This window comes from Pseudomonas sp. NPDC087639, from assembly GCF_044743385.1.
Classification (GTDB): domain Bacteria; phylum Pseudomonadota; class Gammaproteobacteria; order Pseudomonadales; family Pseudomonadaceae; genus Aquipseudomonas.
The window spans coordinates 23704-43125 of the sequence record NZ_JBIUWI010000029.1 but is presented as its reverse complement, the minus strand read 5'-3'; the positions used below and the strand labels follow the sequence as shown (position 1 = coordinate 43125).

Here is a 19422-nt window from a genome sequence, read left to right as displayed (position 1 = left end):
CAGTTTAAAGCGCGGCACTTCGTTTCCAACTGAGATACCGCGTCACCAGTTCGGCCCCCAACTCCGCAGGCCGAACATCCACCACCGGAACTCCGTGAGCACTCAACCGCTCATGGAGTTCTGCCCGTTCATTCAGATAGCTCACCGCCCCGCAGTAGGCCAGTGCCTCAGGCAATGTTTGCACCGGCGTATTACGCAGCGTATCGAGTGTTTCCTCACGCAAACTCGCCACCAGTACTCGGTGTTGCGTGCTCAAGCGTTTGACGGCGCCGAGCAGTTCTTCATCGTCCTCATCGCGCAGGTTGCTGACCAGTACCACCAGCGCCCGGCGCTTTTGCCGGGCCAACAGCTGATTGGCGGCTGCCTGGTAATCGGCGGGGCGCTGGCTGCTGTCGAGGTCGTAGACACTGTTGAGCAGCGCGTTCAGTTGGCCGGTGCCTTTGACCGGCGCGAGATAGCGAGGTTGATCGCAGGCAAAAGTCATCAAGCCAACGGCATCACCCTGGCGCAAGGCGATGTAACTGAGCAGCAGACAGGCGTTGAGTGCGTGATCGAAGTGCGACAGTTCATCGTCCTGGCTGCGCATGCGCCGGCCGCAGTCGAGCAGGAAGATAATCTGCTGATCGCGTTCGTCCTGATACTCACGGGCAATCGGCGTGCGCTGGCGTGCCGTGGCTTTCCAGTCGATCTGGCGCAGGCTGTCGCCTTCACGGAATTCGCGCAGTTGATGGAACTCCAGACCCTGGCCGCGACGTTGTCTCTGGCGCACGCCGAGTTGGCTGAGCCAGTTGTCCACCGCCAGCAACTGACCGCCGTATAGCCGGGCAAAGTCGGGGTAAACGCGGGTGCTATCGCTAACCTGCAACAGGCGTTTGCCTGACCATAGACCCAGCGGACTTGGCAGGTTGACTTCGCACACATCGACGCTGAAATGACCGCGTTTGAGTGGCCGCAGGCGATATCCGATCTGGCTGGTTTGACCGGGCCGCAACGCGACGCTGAGTGGCAGGTTTTCAAAGCTCAGCCCATCGGGGACATGGTCGAATATCTGAATGTTCAGGGGTTCGGCAAAGTCATGCTCAACCTCAAGCTGCACGTCTCCCCAACGCCCGAGCGCAAGGCTGCCGGGCATCTGCCGTTTGATCCGCAGTGCCGGCAGGCGCTTGAGGCGCAGCGCGTCGAGCATTGCCAGCGCCAACAATGCCAGCAGCAATCCCCAGTTGATCGATAGCACGCTGGCCGGGATGTCGACCTCCAGTGCCCGCAAAGTGCCCAGCACCATGCCGATGACCAGCAGCATGGCCAGCCAGATCAGCAGCAGGCGTGCGGGTTTCACAGGCGCGGCGCCGGGATCTGGTCGAGGAGTTGCAGCAGCACCTGATCGACTTGCAGGCCTTCGATGTCCAGCTCCGGGGCAATGCGTACGCGATGGCGCAGCACGGCCAGTGCGCAGCCCTTGATGTCATCCGGGATCACGAACTCGCCGCCGCGCAACAACGCCCGTGCGCGGGCACAACGCACCAGTGCGATCGAGGCGCGCGGCCCGGCACCGAGGATCAGGCCTGGCCAGGTGCGGGTGCTGCGCGCCAGACGCACGGCGTAGTCGAGCACCTGATCGTCCAGCGGCAAATCACTGGCAATGCGCTGCAAGGCTTGCACATCTTTGGCTTGCAGCACGGTGCGCAGTGGCTGCACATCGAGCATGTCGGCGCGGGTCGAACGGCTGACCTGTCGCACCATGTTCAATTCCTGATCCGCGTCCGGGTAGTCCATGCGCACCTTGAGCATGAAGCGGTCTAGTTCAGCTTCCGGCAGTGGATAAGTGCCTTCCTGTTCGATCGGGTTCTGCGTGGCCAACACCATGAACGGCTGAGCGATTGGCAGTGCGCGGCCTTCAAGGGTGACCTTGCGTTCCTGCATGGCTTCGAGCAGCGCGGCCTGAGTTTTCGCCGGGGCGCGGTTGATCTCGTCGGCCAGCAACAGATGGGTGAACAACGGGCCTTTGCGCAGCTTGAACTGCTCTGTCTGAAGGTCGTAGACCGCGTGGCCGGTGATGTCGCTGGGCATCAGGTCCGGGGTGAACTGAATGCGTGCGAACTCGCCGCCGAAGCACCGCGCCAATGCGCGTACCAGCAGGGTTTTACCCAGTCCGGGAACGCCTTCAAGCAACACGTGGCCGCCGGCGATGAGTGCAGTGAGCACGTCGTCGATCACCGCGTTCTGGCCGATCACGGCTTTCTGCAATTCGCCACGCACCGCTTGCGCCAGTTGACTGGCACGCTGGCGTTGCTGGGCGGCGTGGCTGGCGCTGCCGGGCTCGATCTGTTCAGTCATAGCGTGTTCCTCAAGGTTTGCAGGTGGGCGACCTGGCGGCAGAAGTCGGCGCTGGACATCCGCCGGTTCGGCACCGGGCTCATGGCCTGGCTGATGGCTCGGGTGGGTTGCCGTGTCAGGCGCGACAGCGCCAGCCATTGTTCGGCGACGTTCAATTGATTAAAACCAGGGTGCCGTCGCCGGGCACGACGCAATACGTCCTGTTGCAACGCCTGCAATAGCGACTGCTGTCCGTTGTGCCGGAGCATGAAATCGGCACTGGCACGCAGGTGTTCCTGCAACTGCCGACGGCCAGTCGAGGCGGGCGCCTGAAGCGGGCCGTGGCGTACGCCGGCTTGCCACAACCACAGGCCAATCAGTGCAAGCAGGGCGACGATGGCTTGTGGGAAATAGCGCCAGAGGAGCGTCAACAGGCCATCGTGCTCGGTGTTGTAGATCAGCGTGACGTCGGTGTCGGCGCTCAGGTACCAGAGCAGCCAGGCGTTGTCGTACTGGGCGATGGCCGGGGTTTTCCACAACTCGGCATCGGTAACCACGGTGATCGAACCGAGGCTGTAGGGCAGTTGCATCATGTGCGTGGCTTTGGCGCTGTTGGCCCAGGCCTGGGCAAGATTTTTCGGATCATCGAGGTGAAAGTCGGTGTCGAACCCCGCATAGGCCGGCGCGTCTTCATCTTCCATGTACAGCTTGGTCAATTTCGGAAAAGGGTCTTGTTCCTGATCGGTGGGGGGATCCTTCAGATCTTTACTCATGGACTGATGCAGTTGCACGCGGTCAAGCAACAGGTCGTTGCTTTGTTTCGCCTGCTCATCCCACAGCGATTCGGCGACAAACACCAGCCGCCCACCGGCCCGCGTCCAGTTCAACACTTGATCGACCTGACGCGGCGTCATTCGCGAACGGTCGTTGAACAGCAGCAATGTGTGGCCCCGTGGATCGGTGTCCGGCAGCACTGCCAGACTTTCGGCATGGGCGACTTTGATGCCGCGCTCGCGCAAAAACATTTCTGCCGCCAGATAGGGATTGGCCTGCGCGGCCGGTGAGGGGCCGTGATCGATCTGCTCCTGATACGGCTTGGCGTTGAGGTACAGGAATATGCTCAGCGCAGCCAGCAGCGCGACGATCAATGCGCCAATCCACCACAGCGTGCGCCGGTTCAACGGCTGACTCCATGGCCGAACAGGGCGCGCCAGCCATCACACAACTCCTGTTGCAGATGCGCCGCCGGTATCCGATGCCCGTAGGCCATGCTCTGCCAGTGCGTGGTCAGCGTGCGGCTGAAGGCGAGCAATTCCGGACGCTGCAACTGTTCGACACGCGCCAGCACCTGGCTTTCGGTGTCGGCGTCTTTCAGGGGCAGAGCAAAGTCGTGCAGCAAATGGCTGAGCAGGCCCCGATAGAGCAAACTCAAGGCTGCGCGGGGCTGGCTCTGCCAGAGTTGTTCGGCGTGGGCGGCGATATCGTCTGGCAGGGTGTCGCGGTTCAGATCCAGGCCGAAGGCTTGCTGCGGGGGTGGTCGCTTGGCGCGGGCGGGCAGTTTCGGCCGGCTGACGAAGGTTTGCAGAAACTCCCGATAGCGCCAGACCAGCCAGCCGAGTCCCGCAATCAATGTGCCCCACAACACCACTTCGATCAGCGTGGCCAAGGTATTGAAGTGGCGGCCGTCGAGCCAGCCGAGCAGGGTCTTCAGCCACTGCGGGGCTTCACCGTCCTTCTCGGATTTTGCCGGGGCCGCCGGGTCGTCGCCAAAGCGGTAGCGGGTGACGGACTCCTTGTTCTTGAATGGCGCTTGTTCAAGCAGGGCCTTGACGCTGTCACGTGATTCCTGACTGGTCAGCGGCTGATTCAACAAGCGCGGCGCATCCGGGCTGCTGACGGGCTCGGCCGCCCAGACCTGGGGCACATTCGGCAGCAGCAGACACACCGCCAGCAGCGCGCCGACCACGCTGCTGTTCAGGCGTTGGCGCAAACGGCGGAACACCAGTTCAATGTCCCATGCCTCCAGTTGTGTGCGCCGATTCAGATAGAGACTGAAACCGCAGGCCACGTAAATCGGCTCCCACACCACCAGCACCAGTGCATAAAAGGCGTTGGTCAGGTGCTCCAGCCAGCGCCAGTCCTGATCCGCCGCGAGGATCAACGACTGCCAGTCCCAGTCGGTTTCGATCTGTTGCGGTAACAGCAGGTAGAACAGCACCATCAGGCCAATCCACAGCGCCGTTTCCAGATGCACGCCGATGATCGTCAGCCACTGTGCGGCGCCGGCGTTGCGTTGTAGCAACACCTGCAAACGCTGCTGACGGGCGTCGCCATCCAGACTTTCGAGTTGCACCACGGGCATGAGGAAACTGCGGCTCAAACTCAGGCGTCGCCAGGTCAGGCTGGCCAGCAGTTGCGGTTTGAGCAGGCGCGGCCACTCACGCAGGGCTTGTCTGAGCGTCGGCGTTTCGCCGAACAGCGCTTTGGACAGGATGTACAGTGGCAGGCGTTCATAGGCCGGTTTCAGCCACCAGAAAATAAACACCGCCAGTGACGGCGAATCCCACAGCAATATGCTGAGCAAGGCGAACAGCGGCAGGGTGACGATGGCCCAACTGGTCATCAACAAGCGTCGATGCTGCTGACTCATGAGCACGCCAAGATCCATGGCTTCCCAGGTGGTACGCGGACGGATGACCACGGTTGCGTCACTCAGGCGCATGGCGTGTCCTTCCGGCGAACAGCAAATAGCTCGCCACTAACATCCACAGAGCGGCACCGACCAGATATTTGGTGAGCGGAGCGACGCTGGTTTTCGACGACCAATAGGCTTCTATAAACGCGGCGATCAGCAGGAACAACATGACCCCACAGATCAGCAGCACGCTTTTGCGCGCGGCGCGTTTCAACGCTTCGGCACGGGTCAGGCGTCCCGGTGCGATCAACGCCCAGCCCAGTTGCAGACCTGCCGCGCCGGCCAGGGCAATGGCTGTCAGTTCAAAGGCACCATGGGCGACCACGAATGACCAGAAGGTCTGGCCGTAGCCGATTTCACTCAGATGCCCGGCCACGGCGCCGATGACCAGGCCGTTGTAGAACAGGAAAAACGCACTGCCCACCCCCATCAGCAAACCGCTGGCGAAGGTCTGAAAGGCGATGCCGATGTTGTGCATCACGTAGTAGCCGAACATCACCCAGTCTTCGCTGGCCGCGCGTTCGGCCGGGCGCCCGAGGTGACCGGCCACCGGGTCGTACATGCCCTCCATCTCGCGCACCTGATCGGCGGGGAGCAGGTTGTAGACCAGTTCGGGAAACACATAGACCAGCACACCGACGCCGATCAGGCTGCCGAAAAACAACAGGCCGGCGGCCAGCACGAAACGCCATTCGGCACGCACCAGACGCGGGAAGTCGGCGAGGATGAAGCTCAACAGGTTGGCGCCCAAACGACTGCGATGCCGGTAAAGCTGTTGATGACCGCGCAATACCTGTTGTTGCAGCGAGTCGATGAGAAAACTGCTGTAACCGCGTTCCTGCGCCAGTGCCAGATGTTGGCAGAGGTGCCGATACGCTTTGGGGAAGCCTGCCACTTGTGAGGTTTCCTTACCCCGTTCGAGACGTTCAAGGGCCAGCGCAAAACGCTCCCATTCGGCCTTGTGTCGATTTTCGAAAAGGCTTTGCTTCATGTCGGACCCAACAAGCCGCGGGCGATGCCGTTGAGTTCGGTGACTGCCCTGGGCGCAGAAATATGCAGCGGCTGGGCCAGCAACGCCGCCAGTTCATTGACCCGCGCCGGTGTCAGCTCGGCCTGCCGCTCGGCGAATCCGAGCAGCGCTCGCTGTTCGCTGAGGGTGAGAGCAATCGGCGCGCGGCGCGGTTCGGCGGCGGGCAGTTGCGGGCGGGTTAGTGGGCGTTCGCTGTAGACCACCAGCGTGCCGGCGGCGATGTCGCCCAGACGCTTGAAGGTCGGGTGATTAAGGCAACTGAGGGTGCCGAGGAAATAACCGAATGGCAGCAGATCGACAAAGCGCAACAGGTTGCGCAGCAAGGACGCCGACCAGCCAATCGGCGTGCCGTCATCGTGCACCACGCGCAGGCCCATCCATTGCTTACCCGGCGAGCGTCCCTGGCGCAGCACTTCGAACAGCACCATGTACCACCAGCTGACCGCAAACAGCAGCAGCGAGCCGAGGCCCATGCCGAGCTTGCCAAAAAACGCCAGGACGATGAACAGCACGCCCATGACCGCGCCGCGAATGCTCAGGTCAATCGCGAAGGCGATGGCCCGCACCATCAACCCGGCGGGTCGCAGCGGCAAGTCGATGCCTTCCGGCGTTTCGACCTGATGCCGCGTATCCAGCGGTGCTTTCCTTGGCGGTGCTGTGGGCTCGAGCATGGGCTTCCTGATGTTCGCCTGTTCGGGATGCAAGTGGGGCCGATGCTAGCAGCCTCTCGGGGGGAAACGACATAACTATGTATTGCACATCGTGTGACGCCAGGTGTTTGAATGACGCGAGGCTGGCCGCGACCGCGGTTGAACGCCTAGACTTCGCCGATCTTCAGTTCAGGAACCGCCCGTGACTTCCATCTTTTGGTACGACTACGAAACCACTGGCATCAATCCCCGCAACGACCGCCCGCTGCAGGTCGCCGGGATTCGCACCGATCATGACCTCAACGAAATCGATGAACCGGTCAATCTCTACTGCCAACCCAGCGAAGACATCCTGCCGCATCCGGCGGCGTGCGTAATCACTGGCATTACTCCGAGCCAGCTCGCCGACAAGGGCTTGAGCGAGGCCGATTTCATGACCCGGGTGCATGCACAACTGGCGGCTCCCGGTACGTGCGGCGCCGGTTACAACACGTTGCGGTTCGACGACGAGATGACGCGCTACAGTTTGTACCGCAATTTCTTCGACCCATACGCGCGTGAATGGCAGGGTGGCAACAGTCGCTGGGATCTGATCGATGTGGTCCGCGCCGCGTATGCACTGCGTCCGGACGGGCTGGTCTGGCCGACCGATGACGAAGGTCGGGTAACGCTCAAGCTCGAGCGCCTGACGGCCGTGAACAATATTGATCATGGCCACGCCCACGAGGCCTTGTCGGACGTGCGCGCGACCATCGCGCTGGCGCGGTTGATCCGCGAGAAGCAGCCAAAACTGTATGACTGGTTGTTCCAGTTGCGCAGCAAGCAAAAGGTCATGGATCAGATTCGTCTGTTGCAGCCGCTGGTGCACATTTCCGGGCGCTTCTCGGCGGCGCGCAGTTATGTCGGCGTGGTGCTGCCGTTGGCCTGGCATCCGAAGAACCGCAACGCCTTGATCATCTGCGATCTGCATCTGGATCCCCAGGGCTTGCTCGATCTCGATGCGCAGACCCTGCGCCAGCGCCTGTACACCCGCCGTGACGATTTGCTGGAAGGTGAGTTGCCGGTGCCGCTCAAACTGATTCATATCAATCGTTGCCCGGTGGTGGCGCCACTGTCGGTATTGCGTGCGCAAGATCAGCAGAGACTGGGGCTGGACATGGCGCTTTATCAGGACCGAGCGCTGCGACTAACTGACGCACAAGAAGTTTGGAAAGATAAAGTTGCGGCGATTTATGCCAGCGAAGACTTCACCCCGAGCGAGGATCCGGAACAACAGTTGTACGACGGATTTATCGGTGACCGCGACCGACGTCTATGTGAGCAAGTGAGAACGGCCGATCCTGCGCAATTAGCGCAAGAGCAATGGCCTTTCGATGATGAACGTTTGCCTGAATTACTCTTTCGATATCGAGCGCGTAACTTTCCCGACACCTTGAATTTTGAAGAGCAGGAACGTTGGCGAATATTTTGTCAGCAGCGTTTGTCCGCGCCTGAATGGGGGGCTCCAAATACCCTGACATCTTTTACAGAGGCCGCAGAGAAATGGGCGATTAGTGCGACGCCGGTGCAGAGTGCGGTGCTCAATGAATGGCAGAATTATGTCCAGGCATTACGCAAACGTTTGAATCTTTGAAATCGAACATGACCGGGTTAATTCCGGACATAAAGAAACGCCAGCATTCGCTGGCGTTTCTTTTTCACCGCAGATCAGTCTGCGGCAGGCGTTGCGGCTTAGCCCAGCAGGGTAGCCCAGCCTTCAACCACGTCACCGCCCCACTTGGCTTTCCACTCTTTCAGAGTTTTATGGTTGCCACCTTTGGTTTCGATGACTTCGCCGTTGTGCGGGTTTTTGTATTGTTTAACTTTGCGAGCACGCTTGGTGCCGGTAGTTTTTACTGCGCCGCCGCGTGGAGCCTTGGTTTTGGATTCTGGATCCAGCAGGGCGATGATGTCACGCAGGGATTTGGAGTATTCGCCCATCAGGGTGCGCAGTTTGCCTTCGAATTCCAGCTCGGTTTGCAGTTTGTCGTCTTGCGACAGGTTCTTCAAACGGGCTTGCAGCTCTTTGATAGCTTCTTCGGTGGCGCGATATTCGTTGATCAAGGACATGATTACTACCTTAGTAGAGTGCTGAGTGGCAGGGGACAGTGCCGCAATAATAGTCAGGCTGTTTCATCAAGTAAACATTTAACCGGGGTTTTTATTTAAATTAGTTACAAGAATTAGCGGCAAATTGAATGTTCGGTTAAATAGTGTGATGCAGTCATCACAGATACTCACAGTTATCTGATCTAGCAGTACCTCCGAATCGCCGTCCCGTTGACGGTTGTCCCCGTCAAAAAGCTGTACGCCGGGGTGGGGCGAACGCCCCCGAGCTCATCAATACTGCAGTTTTGCTGCGCAGTCGCTAGAATGGCGGCCTTTGCGAAGTTCTGGAGTTTCCCCCTCATGCGCACTTTTCGGCTGGTGATTTCTTGCCCGGACCGCGTTGGCATTGTTGCCAAAGTCAGTAATTTTCTGGCATCCCATAATGGCTGGATCACCGAAGCGAGCCACCACTCGGATAATCAGATCGGTTGGTTCTTCATGCGTCACGAAATTCGTGCCGATTCGCTGCCGTTCGGTATTGAAGTCTTGCGCGAGAAGTTTGCACCGATCGCCGAAGAGTTCTCGATGGACTGGCGCATCACCGACACCGAGCAGAAAAAGCGCGTGGTGCTGATGGCCAGCCGCGAATCCCATTGCCTGGCCGATCTGCTGCACCGCTGGCACAGCGATGAACTGGATTGCGAAATCTCCTGCGTGATTTCCAACCACGACGATCTGCGTAGCATGGTCGAGTGGCACGGCATTCCTTATTACCACGTCCCGGTCAATCCGCAGGACAAGGAACCGGCCTTCGCCGAAGTGTCGCGTCTGGTCAAACAACACGATGCCGAAGTGGTGGTGCTGGCGCGCTACATGCAAATCCTGCCGCCGGCGCTGTGCCGCGAATACGCGCACCAGGTCATCAACATTCACCACAGCTTCCTGCCGTCGTTCGTCGGTGCCAAGCCTTACCACCAGGCCTCCCTGCGTGGCGTGAAACTGATCGGTGCGACCTGCCACTACGTGACCGAAGAGCTGGACGCCGGTCCGATCATCGAGCAGGACGTTGTCCGCGTCAGCCACAGCGACAGCATCGAAGACATGGTGCGTTTCGGTCGTGACGTCGAGAAGATGGTGTTGGCGCGTGGCCTTCGTTATCACCTCGAAGATCGTGTGCTGGTACATGGCAACAAGACTGTAGTGTTCTGATCGAATCACTTCATGCTTGAAAAACGAAGGGCTTGGGCGTTGAATCGCCCAAGCCCTTCGCCGTTTCAGAATCAGAGGACATGCAGATGAGCGATCCACTGGACAAAGCCACTTCCAAAGCACCCGCGACATTGGGCGAGGGCTGTTTGAGTCGGTATGACCCGGATGACCTGAGTCCAGACGACGGGACGGAGTTTCCCGGCGCTGCCGAGTTGTGGGAGCAACTCAAGGATGAACAGAGCGAGCCTAAGAAGCCTGCCTGACCTTCAGCAGCTTTCTGAGTAGCGGCCGTCCGAGCATCAGCAGAAACACCGGCCCGCCCACCACCAGATAAAAGTAGAACGTCACCACCCGCCAGATCAGAATCGCCGCCGCGGCAGTGGATTTGCCGACCATCGGTGCCAATAGCGCCGCCGAGGTCAATTCTGCGGCACCTGCGCCGCCCGGCAGCAGGCTGAACTGGCCGGCGCCCAGCGAGAGCATCTGCACCAGAAAACTCCACGCCCACTGCAAATCCGCCCCCAGCCCACGCAGCGCCAGATACAGCACGCTATAGCGCAGTAGCCAGTGCACGCAGGTCAGGGCGAAGACTTTGCTCAAGGTCTGCCAAGGCAACTTCAGCGTATCGATGAACGCGGCAAGAAAATGCAGCAGCTTGCGTGCCCAGCGGCGACGGGTGCTGGCGCGCACGTTCATTCGAGCCAGCAGCCGTCCGCTCAGGCGAATCAGTTGGCGGTGGTAGCGCGCCAGCAGTACACAACTGCACAAACCGCCGAACAGCGACACCGCGCTGACGATCAGCAGCCATTCCATGCGATCGCTGAGGTGTTGGAACAGTGCGTAAATCAGAATCCCGCTAAGGGCGCAGAGAAAAAACAACAAATCGCTCAACTGATCCATGGCAAACACCGCGCTGCCCCGGGCCGGGCGTACGCCGCTGCGGGCCAGCAACGCCATGATCGTCAGCGGCCCGCCGCTACCGCCGGGTGTCGCGCAGTAGGCGAATTCGGCGGCCATGACCACGCCGAGGCTTTTCATCGGCGTGACGCGATCCCGTTGATCACCGAGCAACAAACGCAGGCGCAAGGTGTTGATGCCCCAGCACAGCAGGATCATGCCGAACATGATCAGCAGCCATTGCAGCGGAAAGCTTTGCAGGCGCGACCAGATTTCACTGCCACCGAGCAGCAGCGGGATCAGCACTGCGGCGAGCAGGCCGATCAACAACACAATGCCGCGACTCATGCGGCGCGTTCCTGTTGACCGCGCTGTTGGGCGAGCCAGTTCACTTTGGTCATCGGTACTCGTCCTTCATTCAGCAATCGTTCGAGAGTGTTCAGCCAGTAATGGCGGGAGAATTCGTGGCGCATGTCCACCGGGTGCAAGCCTAGCCGAATCACCGGCGCCTGGCGCCAGAGCTGTTCACGCTGGTCGCTGATGATCTTCGACAGGCCGCGACGCCATGCACTGCGGGCGCTCCAGACCAGCCCCGGCGCATCGATCGAGGTGAAGTCCGGTAAACGATAAAGATGCTGCGGGTCGCTGGTGTAGCTTAGCGGCAGTTCACGCAGGGCCTGCCGTGTGCCGTCGCTCATCAGCCAGGCGGGGGCGACGAAACCCTGCAGCGGCCAGTCGTAACGCCGGAACAGGTCAATGCCGGCGCGCAGTCTGGCGAGAGCGGCTTCGCGAGACAAGTGATAAAACTCGCCTTCATGGGTATAAATGCGCCGCATGAACCAATCGCGCGGCGTGGTCGGGCCTGGCTCCTGGTCGTCGTGAAAGTAACCGTGCAGAGCCAACTCATCGCCGCGGGCGACGCGTGCGCTCAGCAGCCGGCGAAAGTCCTTGTGAGCATCGAGGTTGTTGTGGCGATGAAAATTCGGCACCACCAGCCAGGTCATTGGCACGTCACCCAAAGCATCGACGGCTTCAACAAAGGGTCGGTAATCCGTCCAGGTCGAGGGGGCCACGTCGTGCAGCACCAGCAACACGGCGGGCCGATTGAGCGAGTCAGCCATTAGCCACCCGTGGAATCCCATGGCCGAGGACGGAGTGATAGTGACTGAGCAGACTGTCGACCACCGTGTCCCAGGCGTAATGCCGTTCGACATGCTGGCGTGCTTGCTGGCCGAGTTTCACGCTGCCGCGACTGAACAATTCCCGCACGGCATTGGCCATGGCCTGGGGATTGTTCGGCGCACACAGCAGACCGCAGGACTCAGTGACGATTTCTTCGAACGCACCGGCCGCCACAGCGACCACTGGAATACCGCTGGCCATCGCTTCGAGGATCACCAGACCGAAGGTTTCCTGATCGCCGGCATGCAACAACGCATCGGCACTGGCCATCAGGCGTGCCACGGTCGGTGCCGGGCAGAACTCATCAATGACGCTGACGTTGTCCGGCACTGCGGCCGGCATCGCCGAGCCGACCAGCAACAAGTGATAGCGCGAGCCAAGGCGCTGCATGCACTTGAGCAAGACCGGCAGGTTTTTCTCTTTCGAACCGCGCCCGGCGAAGATCAGCAGGCGGACGTCTTCGGCAATGCCCAATTCGGCCCGCAAGTCCGGGTCGCGGGCGCCGGGGTGAAAGGTTTGCAGATCAACGCCCAACGGCTGTACGAAGACGTTGCGCACGCCCAGGCCTGTGAGCTTGTCAGCCATCACCTGACTGGGCGCGAGAACCCGGTCGAAGTTGCCATACAACTTGGTGACATAGGCCTCGACGTTGGGCGTGACCCAATGCCCCATGCGGTTGCTGACCAACAGCGGCAAGTCCGAGTGATAGAAACCGATCACCGGCACGTCCAGCTGCCGCCGGGCATCCAGAGCTGCCCACGCGGTGAGATACGGATCGCCGACCTCGATCAGATCGGGCTGCAAATCCTGCAGAACATTTCTCCAAGGAGCCAGGCGTACCGGAAAGCGGTAGCCCTTGCCGAAGGGCAGGGCGGGGGCGGGAACCGTGTAAACGCCATCGTGTTCACCGAAATGCGCGCCGGGGATCAGCAAACTGTGACGAATCCCGGGCTTGACGCTCAACCGACGGTGTTTTGCATCCAGATAAGTACGTACGCCACCGCTGGCCGGGGCGTAGAACATGGTGATGTCGGCGATATGCACGGTGATCGTCCCTCCGCAGCGTTGCTCTCCTTTGGTTGACCTTTATCCAGAATAGATGTTCGGTCGGGATTGCGCGGGGTAGGGTCGATGCGAAAAGATCGCAGCCTGCGGCAGCTCCTGCAGGGAAAACACATTCCAACTGCAAGAGCTGCCAAGGCTGCGATCTTTAGATTTTTAGATGCGGAAGCTGCCCACCAACTGCTTCAACCTCGAAGCCTGCTGTTCCAGATCCGAACAGGCACGCAATGTCGCGTGCAGGTTCTCCACCCCTTCCTGGTTCAGCGTATTGATCTCGGTGATATCGACGTTGATCGACTCGACCACGGCGGTTTGTTCCTCGGTCGCCGTAGCCACCGACTGGTTCATCCCATCGATCTCGCCAATGCGTTGGGTCACGCTGTTCAAGCGCTCGCCCGCCAGGTTGGCGATTTCCACGCTGTCCTGGCTGTGACGCTGGCTGTCGCTCATGGTGCTCACCGATTCCCGGGCGCCGACTTGCAGCTCCTCGATCATGGTTTGTACCTGCTGCGCCGATTCCTGGGTGCGGTGGGCGAGGTTACGCACTTCGTCCGCCACCACGGCAAATCCGCGCCCGGCCTCACCGGCACGCGCGGCTTCAATCGCCGCGTTGAGCGCCAGCAGGTTGGTTTGCTGGGAAATACTGGTGATCACTTCGAGAATCTGCCCGATGTTCACGGTTTTGCTGTTCAGCGACTCGATATTGCTGCTCGACGCGCTGAGCATGCTCGACAGTTGATTCATCGCCTTGATGCTGCGATCCACCACTTGCTGGCCGTCTTCGGCGAGGCCGCGGGCGTCGCTGGCCTGGTTCGAGGCTTGCGCGGCGTTGCGGGCGATTTCCTGGGCGGCGGCGCCAAGTTGGTTGATCGCGGCGGCGACACTGCTGGTGCGCGACGCCTGCTGATCGGAGTTGTACATCGACGAGTTCGACGCCGCGACCACACGCAGGGCGACTTCGTTAACCTGCCCGGTGGCCGACGACACTTCGCGGATCGAGCCATGAATACGCTCGACGAAACGGTTGAACGCGGTACCGAGTACACCGAATTCATCGTTATTGACGATGGTCAGGCGCTTAGTCAGGTCGCCTTCGCCATCGGCGATGTCCTCCATGGCGCGGGTCATGACATGCAGCGGCTGGATCAGGATGCGGATCAGCATGCCGAGCAGGGCAATGATGATCGCCACGGCAATCACCGTTGCGATTACTGCCGAGGTGCGGAACTCGCTGAGCATCGCGAACGCCTTGTCTTTGTCCACCGACAGGCCGATGTACCAGTTCACCGACGGCAGGCCCTTGATCGGGGCGAAAGTGACGATGCGGGTCTTGCCATCGACAGTGACTTCACTGAAGTCGCTGCTGATGCGCGGGGTGTCCTGCGGATAGGCCTCCTTCAGTGATTTCATCACCAGGGCTTTGTCCGGGTGCACGAGGATCTTGCCGTCGGCGCTGACCAGGAACACATAACCCATGCCGTCGAAATCCCGGGCGGCCAGGGTGTCGACCAGTGATTGCAGGCTCAAGTCACCGCCGACCACGCCAACGCTCTGACCGGCCTTTTTCGAGGCGGTGGCGATGGAGATGATCAACTGGCCGGTCGCGGCGTCGATGTACGGTTCGGTCAGGGTCGGTGTGCTGCTGCTCTCGGCACCTTTGTACCAAGGACGAACGCGTGGATCGAAACCGTCCGGCATCTTCACGTCCGGGCGGATGGTGAAGTGGCCGGTGGCATCGCCCAGATAGGTCGCCATGAATGTCGAGGTCAGGGACTTCTGTTCCAGCAGGCTGGCGACATTGGTCGCTTCCGGGTTGATGGCGATGTTCTGGGCAGCGTTCTCGACCAGCAGAATGCGGCCATTGAGCCAGGTCTGGATATTGTCGGCGGTGACCTCGCCCATCTCGTTGAGATAGTTGTTCAGGTCATCGCGGATTGCGTTGCGCTGTAGCCAGTCGTTGTACAGCGTGAACGAGGCGAAAGCGGCGATGACGATGAGGGCGGCGGCAAGCAAAATTTTATGGCTGAAGCGCAGGTTTTTGTTCATGGCTTGGGGTTCCGCTAAGGTCTTAATGTCCTGGGCGTGCTTTTATAAAGACGCTCAATATGGGCAAGGGTGAAAAAAGCTGATATTTCCGTCTCTCCTTAGGGAAATGTCCGACCCGACTTTTCAGTCAGGTTCACGCCTTTATTTATCGGCCATCGCGAATTAAAGATTAACCATTGGGTGACAAAATGCCTGACTCATCGCAACTCGTAATCGGCGCCGATCTCGCGGGGCAACCGATAGCCCAGGCCATGCGCCTGGCCAACCGACATGGACTGGTTGCCGGCGCGACCGGCACCGGTAAGACCGTGACTTTGCAACGTCTGGCCGAAGCCTTCAGCGACGCGGGCGTCGCGGTGTTTGCCGCTGATATCAAGGGAGATCTGTGCGGCCTCGGTGCTGCCGGCAACCCGCAGGGTAAGGTCGCCGAGCGCATCGCCGGCATGCCATGGCTCAATTACAAACCGCAGGCTTATCCCGTGACCTTGTGGGACATTCACGGTCAGTCCGGTCATCCACTGCGCACCACGTTGAGTGAAATGGGGCCGCTGCTGATTGGCAGCCTGCTCGAGCTGACCGACAGTCAGCAGTCGGCGCTCTATGCGGCGTTCAAGGTCGCCGATCGCGAAGGCCTGTTGTTGCTGGATCTGAAGGATCTGAAAGCGCTGCTCAATCACCTCAAGGACAATCCACAGCTGTTGGGCGAAGACGCCGCGCTGATGACCACCGGTTCCAGTCAGGCACTGTTACGCCGCTTGGCAACGCTGGAGCAGCAGGGTGCCGAAGCCTTGTTTGGCGAGCCGGCGCTGCAACTGGAAGACATCCTGCAACCCGCTGCCGATGGCCGTGGGCGCATTCATCTGCTCGATGCCAGCCGTCTGGTACACGAGGCGCCGAAGGTTTATGCGACGTTTCTGTTATGGCTGCTGGCCGAACTGTTCGAGCAGTTGCCGGAGCGCGGCGATGCCGATAAACCGCTGCTGGCGCTGTTTTTCGATGAGGCGCACTTGTTGTTTGGCGATACGCCAAAGGCGTTGCAGGAGCGGCTGGAGCAGGTGGTGCGGTTGATCCGTTCCAAAGGCGTGGGTGTGTATTTCGTCACCCAATCGCCGACGGATTTGCCGGATGACGTGTTGGCACAGTTGGGGTTGCGTATCCAGCATGGCTTGCGGGCGTTTACCGCCAAAGAACAGAAATCCCTGCGTGCCGTGGCCGATGGGTTTCGGCCTAATCCGGCGTTCGACAGTCTGTCGGTGCTGACCGAGCTTGGGATCGGTGAGGCGTTGGTCGGTACGCTTGCCGAGAAAGGCACGCCGGAAATGGTTCAGCGCGTGTTGGTCGCACCGCCGCAATCGCGGATCGGGCCGTTGACCGAAACCGAGCGAACAATGCTGATTGCCGGATCGCCGTTCAAGGGGCGCTATGACAAACCGATCGATCGGGAGTCGGCTTATGAAATCCTGATGGGGCGTAAAGGGTTGGCCCCGGAGGCTGAAGCGCCGGCAGCTACTCAAGAACCGAGTCTGGCGGACAGGGCTGGCGAGTTCCTGGGTACCGCGGCAGGGCAGGCGCTGAAGTCGGCGATGCGTCAAGCGGCCAACAACCTGGGCAAGCAACTGGTGCGTGGCCTGATGGGTTCGCTGCTCGGAGGCAGCAAACGCCGCTAAAAGCAAAGATCGTCCGATCGCGGCCCGAGCCTGCGGCACCTCCTACAGGGGATGCATTCCAGCTGTAGAAGCTGCCGCAGGCTGCGATCTTTTCAGGGCTTGGCTTTGGCGTGCGCCGCAAGGCGCTCCAGCGCCGCCCGCAGATTCGGATCACTGATCCCGTCCGCCGTTGCCTGAATGGTCGCCGCTGCATCCGTTGAAAGATCCATCGTATGCCCGGTTGCTCCACGCTGAACCGTCGGTGGTTGAACCTTGAACAGAATCCGCGTCAGGCTGGCGAACTCGTCGAACATCTGCAATTGCCGTTGCAAGCGCTTTTGCTGATAGCGCAGGCGAGTGGCCCAATGACCATCGGTGACAATTAACAGGAGACTGCCCTCACGCCACGACGCCACATGGCAATGTTCGCGGGCGGCGGGTTGCAGTTGGCTTTCGAGCAGGCGTTGCAGATGGCCCAGTCGTTGGGCATGGCCGAGGATGGCTTTGAGCGGCTTGGCTTCGCGTAGCAAAACGGCGGGTGCTTTGGCCGTAAGAGGGCGAAACGCCATGATCGAACACCTGAAAGTACAGAGGCGCCATGGTAGCAGAAAGCACCGAATTCACTCGCCCATTGCTTTTGCCCCTGCTTTGCCCATTAAATCAACGACTAACTTCTTTTGCGTACGACTTGAAGTTGAGCAAAACGCCCCTATTTTAAGTGAGCCCCGTCAAAGCGCAGTGCCAGCATCGTGGAACATCGCCACTTTCCTCACCACCGTTTCCGGGTAGAATGCTCGTTCGCATGCGGCCATGAGGGCTGCACGGGCGACTCACGGGGCCGCCCTCCATCCCGTTAGTGTGGAAGATCCTGCCGATATGTTTGAGCCTTTGTTAAAGAAACTTTTTGGAAGCAAGAACGAGCGTGAAGTCAAACGCATGCTCAAGACGGTGCAGCTCGTCAATGCCTTCGAAGAGCAAATGGTGGCCCTTTCGGACGATCAATTGCGCGCCAAGACCGATGAGTTCAAGGCCCGCATCGCCAAAGGGGAAACCCTCGACAAGCTGTTGCCAGAAGCCTTTGCGGTCGCCCGCGAAGCCGGCAAGCGCATCATGGGTATGCGCCACTTCGACGTGCAACTCGTCGGCGGCATGACCTTGCATGAAGGCAAAATCGCCGAAATGCGTACCGGTGAGGGTAAAACCCTCGTGGCTACCCTGGGTGTTTACCTCAACGCACTGTCCGGCAAGGGCGTGCACGTTGTGACGGTGAACGACTACCTGGCCCGCCGTGACGCCAACTGGATGCGCCCGCTGTATGAATTCCTCGGCCTGACCGTCGGCGTCGTGACGCCGTTCCAGCCGCCGGAAGAGAAGCGTCTCGCTTACGCCGCCGACATCACCTACGGCACCAACAACGAATTCGGTTTCGACTACCTGCGCGACAACATGGCGTTCAGCATGGAAGAAAAATTCCAGCGCGAACTCAATTTTGCCGTGATCGACGAAGTCGACTCCATCCTCATCGACGAAGCGCGTACCCCGCTGATCATTTCCGGTCAGGCCGAGGACAGCTCCAAGCTGTACATGGAGATCAACAAACTGATCCCGCAGCTGGAACTGCACGTCGAAGAAGTCGAAGGCGAAGTCACCAAGGCTGGCCACTACACTGTCGACGAGAAGACCCGTCAGGTCGAACTCAACGAAGCCGGTCACCAGTTCATCGAAGACATGCTCACCCGTGTCGGCCTGCTGGCTGAGGGCGAGAGCCTGTACTCGGCGCATAACCTGGGCCTGCTGACCCACGTTTATGCCGGTCTGCGTGCGCACAAGCTGTTCAATCGCAACATTGAATACATTGTGCAGGACGGTCAGGTCGTGCTGGTCGACGAACACACCGGCCGTACCATGCCGGGCCGTCGATTGTCCGAAGGTCTGCACCAGGCCATCGAGGCCAAGGAAAACCTGAACATTCAGGCCGAGAGCCAGACCCTGGCATCGACTACGTTCCAGAACTACTTCCGTCTGTACACCAAGCTGTCCGGCATGACCGGTACGGCCGATACCGAAGCGTTCGAATTCCACCAGATCTATGGTCTGGAAGTCATGGTCATTCCGCCGAACAAGCCGTTGGCGCGTAAAGACTTCAACGACCTGGTATTCCTGACAGCCGAAGAGAAGTACGCGGCGATCGTGACGGACATCAAGGAAAGCATGGCCGCTGGCCGTCCGGTGCTGGTGGGTACTGCGACCATCGAAACCTCCGAGCACATGTCCGCACTGCTCGTGAAGGAAGGCATCGAACACAAGGTTCTGAACGCCAAGTTCCACGAAAAAGAAGCCGAGATCATCGCGCAAGCCGGTCGTCCGGGCGCACTGACCATCGCCACCAACATGGCCGGTCGTGGTACCGACATCCTGTTGGGCGGTAACTGGGAAGTGGAAGTCGCATCGCTGGAAGACCCGACCCCTGAGCAGATCGCCCAGATCAAGGCCGACTGGCAGAAGCGTCACCAGCAAGTGCTGGAGTCCGGCGGTTTGCAGGTGATTGCATCCGAGCGTCACGAATCCCGTCGTATCGACAACCTGCTGCGTGGCCGTGCCGGC

Annotated in this window: 17 protein-coding genes and 1 pseudogene; 5 read left to right on the top strand and 13 right to left on the bottom strand. The window is 60.1% G+C overall.

Features of this window, described 5'->3' with window-relative positions; all coding sequences use genetic code 11:
- Positions 1-4: 4 nt before the first annotated feature.
- The 6 genes from ACIOVB_RS14455 to ACIOVB_RS14430 are packed head-to-tail and all read right to left on the bottom strand — an operon-like array spanning position 5 to position 6709.
- Complete coding sequence (locus ACIOVB_RS14455; RefSeq protein ID WP_401268673.1) at positions 5-1336, bottom strand: DUF58 domain-containing protein; 1332 nt, start codon at positions 1334-1336, stop codon at positions 5-7.
- Positions 1333-2334 carry an AAA family ATPase gene (locus tag ACIOVB_RS14450; protein ID WP_401268671.1) on the bottom strand — a complete coding sequence of 334 codons (1002 nt, stop codon included), beginning with the start codon at positions 2332-2334 and terminating at the stop codon, positions 1333-1335. The genes ACIOVB_RS14455 and ACIOVB_RS14450 overlap by 4 nt, the downstream gene beginning before the upstream one ends.
- Positions 2331-3494 (bottom strand): DUF4350 domain-containing protein, encoded by a 1164-nt coding sequence (locus ACIOVB_RS14445; protein WP_401268668.1) that lies wholly within the window; start codon positions 3492-3494, stop codon positions 2331-2333. The genes ACIOVB_RS14450 and ACIOVB_RS14445 overlap by 4 nt, the downstream gene beginning before the upstream one ends.
- On the bottom strand, positions 3491-5035 hold the full coding sequence (locus ACIOVB_RS14440) for a DUF4129 domain-containing protein (RefSeq protein WP_401268666.1): 1545 nt from the start codon (positions 5033-5035) through the stop codon (positions 3491-3493). Before ACIOVB_RS14440 ends, ACIOVB_RS14445 begins: the two co-directional genes overlap by 4 nt.
- Positions 5022-5999: a stage II sporulation protein M gene (locus ACIOVB_RS14435; RefSeq protein ID WP_401268664.1), complete on the bottom strand. Its 978-nt coding sequence runs from the start codon at positions 5997-5999 to the stop codon at positions 5022-5024. The genes ACIOVB_RS14440 and ACIOVB_RS14435 overlap by 14 nt, the downstream gene beginning before the upstream one ends.
- Positions 5996-6709, bottom strand: a complete 714-nt coding sequence (locus ACIOVB_RS14430; RefSeq protein ID WP_401268662.1) for an RDD family protein — start codon at positions 6707-6709, stop codon at positions 5996-5998. Before ACIOVB_RS14430 ends, ACIOVB_RS14435 begins: the two co-directional genes overlap by 4 nt.
- A 181-nt stretch (positions 6710-6890) precedes the next feature.
- Here ACIOVB_RS14430 and sbcB point away from each other — a divergent pair, with 181 nt between their 5' ends.
- Positions 6891-8321: an exodeoxyribonuclease I gene (gene sbcB, locus ACIOVB_RS14425; RefSeq protein WP_401268659.1), complete on the top strand. Its 1431-nt coding sequence runs from the start codon at positions 6891-6893 to the stop codon at positions 8319-8321.
- Between the two features lie 98 nt (positions 8322-8419).
- Here the strand turns inward: sbcB and mvaT are convergent, their stop codons facing one another.
- Positions 8420-8797, bottom strand: a complete 378-nt coding sequence (gene mvaT, locus ACIOVB_RS14420; protein ID WP_007933316.1) for a histone-like nucleoid-structuring protein MvaT — start codon at positions 8795-8797, stop codon at positions 8420-8422.
- Between the two features lie 339 nt (positions 8798-9136).
- Here mvaT and purU point away from each other — a divergent pair, with 339 nt between their 5' ends.
- Both purU and ACIOVB_RS14410 read left to right on the top strand, forming a co-directional pair.
- Positions 9137-9985 (top strand): formyltetrahydrofolate deformylase, encoded by an 849-nt coding sequence (purU, locus tag ACIOVB_RS14415; RefSeq protein WP_187678095.1) that lies wholly within the window; start codon positions 9137-9139, stop codon positions 9983-9985.
- A gap of 86 nt (positions 9986-10071) precedes the next feature.
- Positions 10072-10248: a hypothetical protein gene (locus tag ACIOVB_RS14410; protein ID WP_401268656.1), complete on the top strand. Its 177-nt coding sequence runs from the start codon at positions 10072-10074 to the stop codon at positions 10246-10248.
- Here the strand turns inward: ACIOVB_RS14410 and ACIOVB_RS14405 are convergent.
- The 5 genes and pseudogenes from ACIOVB_RS14405 to ACIOVB_RS14385 all read right to left on the bottom strand — a co-directional run.
- Entirely contained in the window at positions 10232-11230 is a 999-nt protein-coding gene (locus ACIOVB_RS14405) for a YbhN family protein (RefSeq protein WP_401268653.1), read from the bottom strand. The two genes, ACIOVB_RS14410 and ACIOVB_RS14405, sit on opposite strands and share 17 nt — an antisense overlap.
- Complete coding sequence (locus ACIOVB_RS14400; RefSeq protein ID WP_401268651.1) at positions 11227-12003, bottom strand: DUF2334 domain-containing protein; 777 nt, start codon at positions 12001-12003, stop codon at positions 11227-11229. Before ACIOVB_RS14400 ends, ACIOVB_RS14405 begins: the two co-directional genes overlap by 4 nt.
- Positions 11996-13108 carry a glycosyltransferase family 4 protein gene (locus ACIOVB_RS14395; RefSeq protein ID WP_401268648.1) on the bottom strand — a complete coding sequence of 371 codons (1113 nt, stop codon included), beginning with the start codon at positions 13106-13108 and terminating at the stop codon, positions 11996-11998. The genes ACIOVB_RS14400 and ACIOVB_RS14395 overlap by 8 nt, the downstream gene beginning before the upstream one ends.
- Before the next feature lie 174 nt (positions 13109-13282).
- Positions 13283-14047 carry a methyl-accepting chemotaxis protein gene (locus ACIOVB_RS14390; RefSeq protein WP_370872677.1) on the bottom strand — a complete coding sequence of 255 codons (765 nt, stop codon included), beginning with the start codon at positions 14045-14047 and terminating at the stop codon, positions 13283-13285.
- Between the two features lie 93 nt (positions 14048-14140).
- Positions 14141-15172, bottom strand: a pseudogene (locus ACIOVB_RS14385) (cache domain-containing protein); the annotation flags it as partial.
- A 188-nt stretch (positions 15173-15360) separates the two neighbouring features.
- On the opposite strand from ACIOVB_RS14385, the gene ACIOVB_RS14380 reads away from it, so the two are divergent.
- The gene (locus tag ACIOVB_RS14380) at positions 15361-16839 is read left to right on the top strand and encodes a helicase HerA-like domain-containing protein (protein WP_401268647.1); all 1479 of its coding nucleotides are present in this window, start codon (positions 15361-15363) and stop codon (positions 16837-16839) included.
- A 92-nt stretch (positions 16840-16931) separates the two neighbouring features.
- On the opposite strand, the gene ACIOVB_RS14375 is transcribed toward ACIOVB_RS14380, so the two are convergent.
- Positions 16932-17387 (bottom strand): DUF721 domain-containing protein, encoded by a 456-nt coding sequence (locus tag ACIOVB_RS14375; RefSeq protein ID WP_187678089.1) that lies wholly within the window; start codon positions 17385-17387, stop codon positions 16932-16934.
- Between the two features lie 307 nt (positions 17388-17694).
- On the opposite strand from ACIOVB_RS14375, the gene secA reads away from it, so the two are divergent.
- A partial coding sequence (gene secA, locus ACIOVB_RS14370; RefSeq protein ID WP_401268644.1) for a preprotein translocase subunit SecA occupies positions 17695-19422 on the top strand: 1728 nt, incomplete at its 3' end.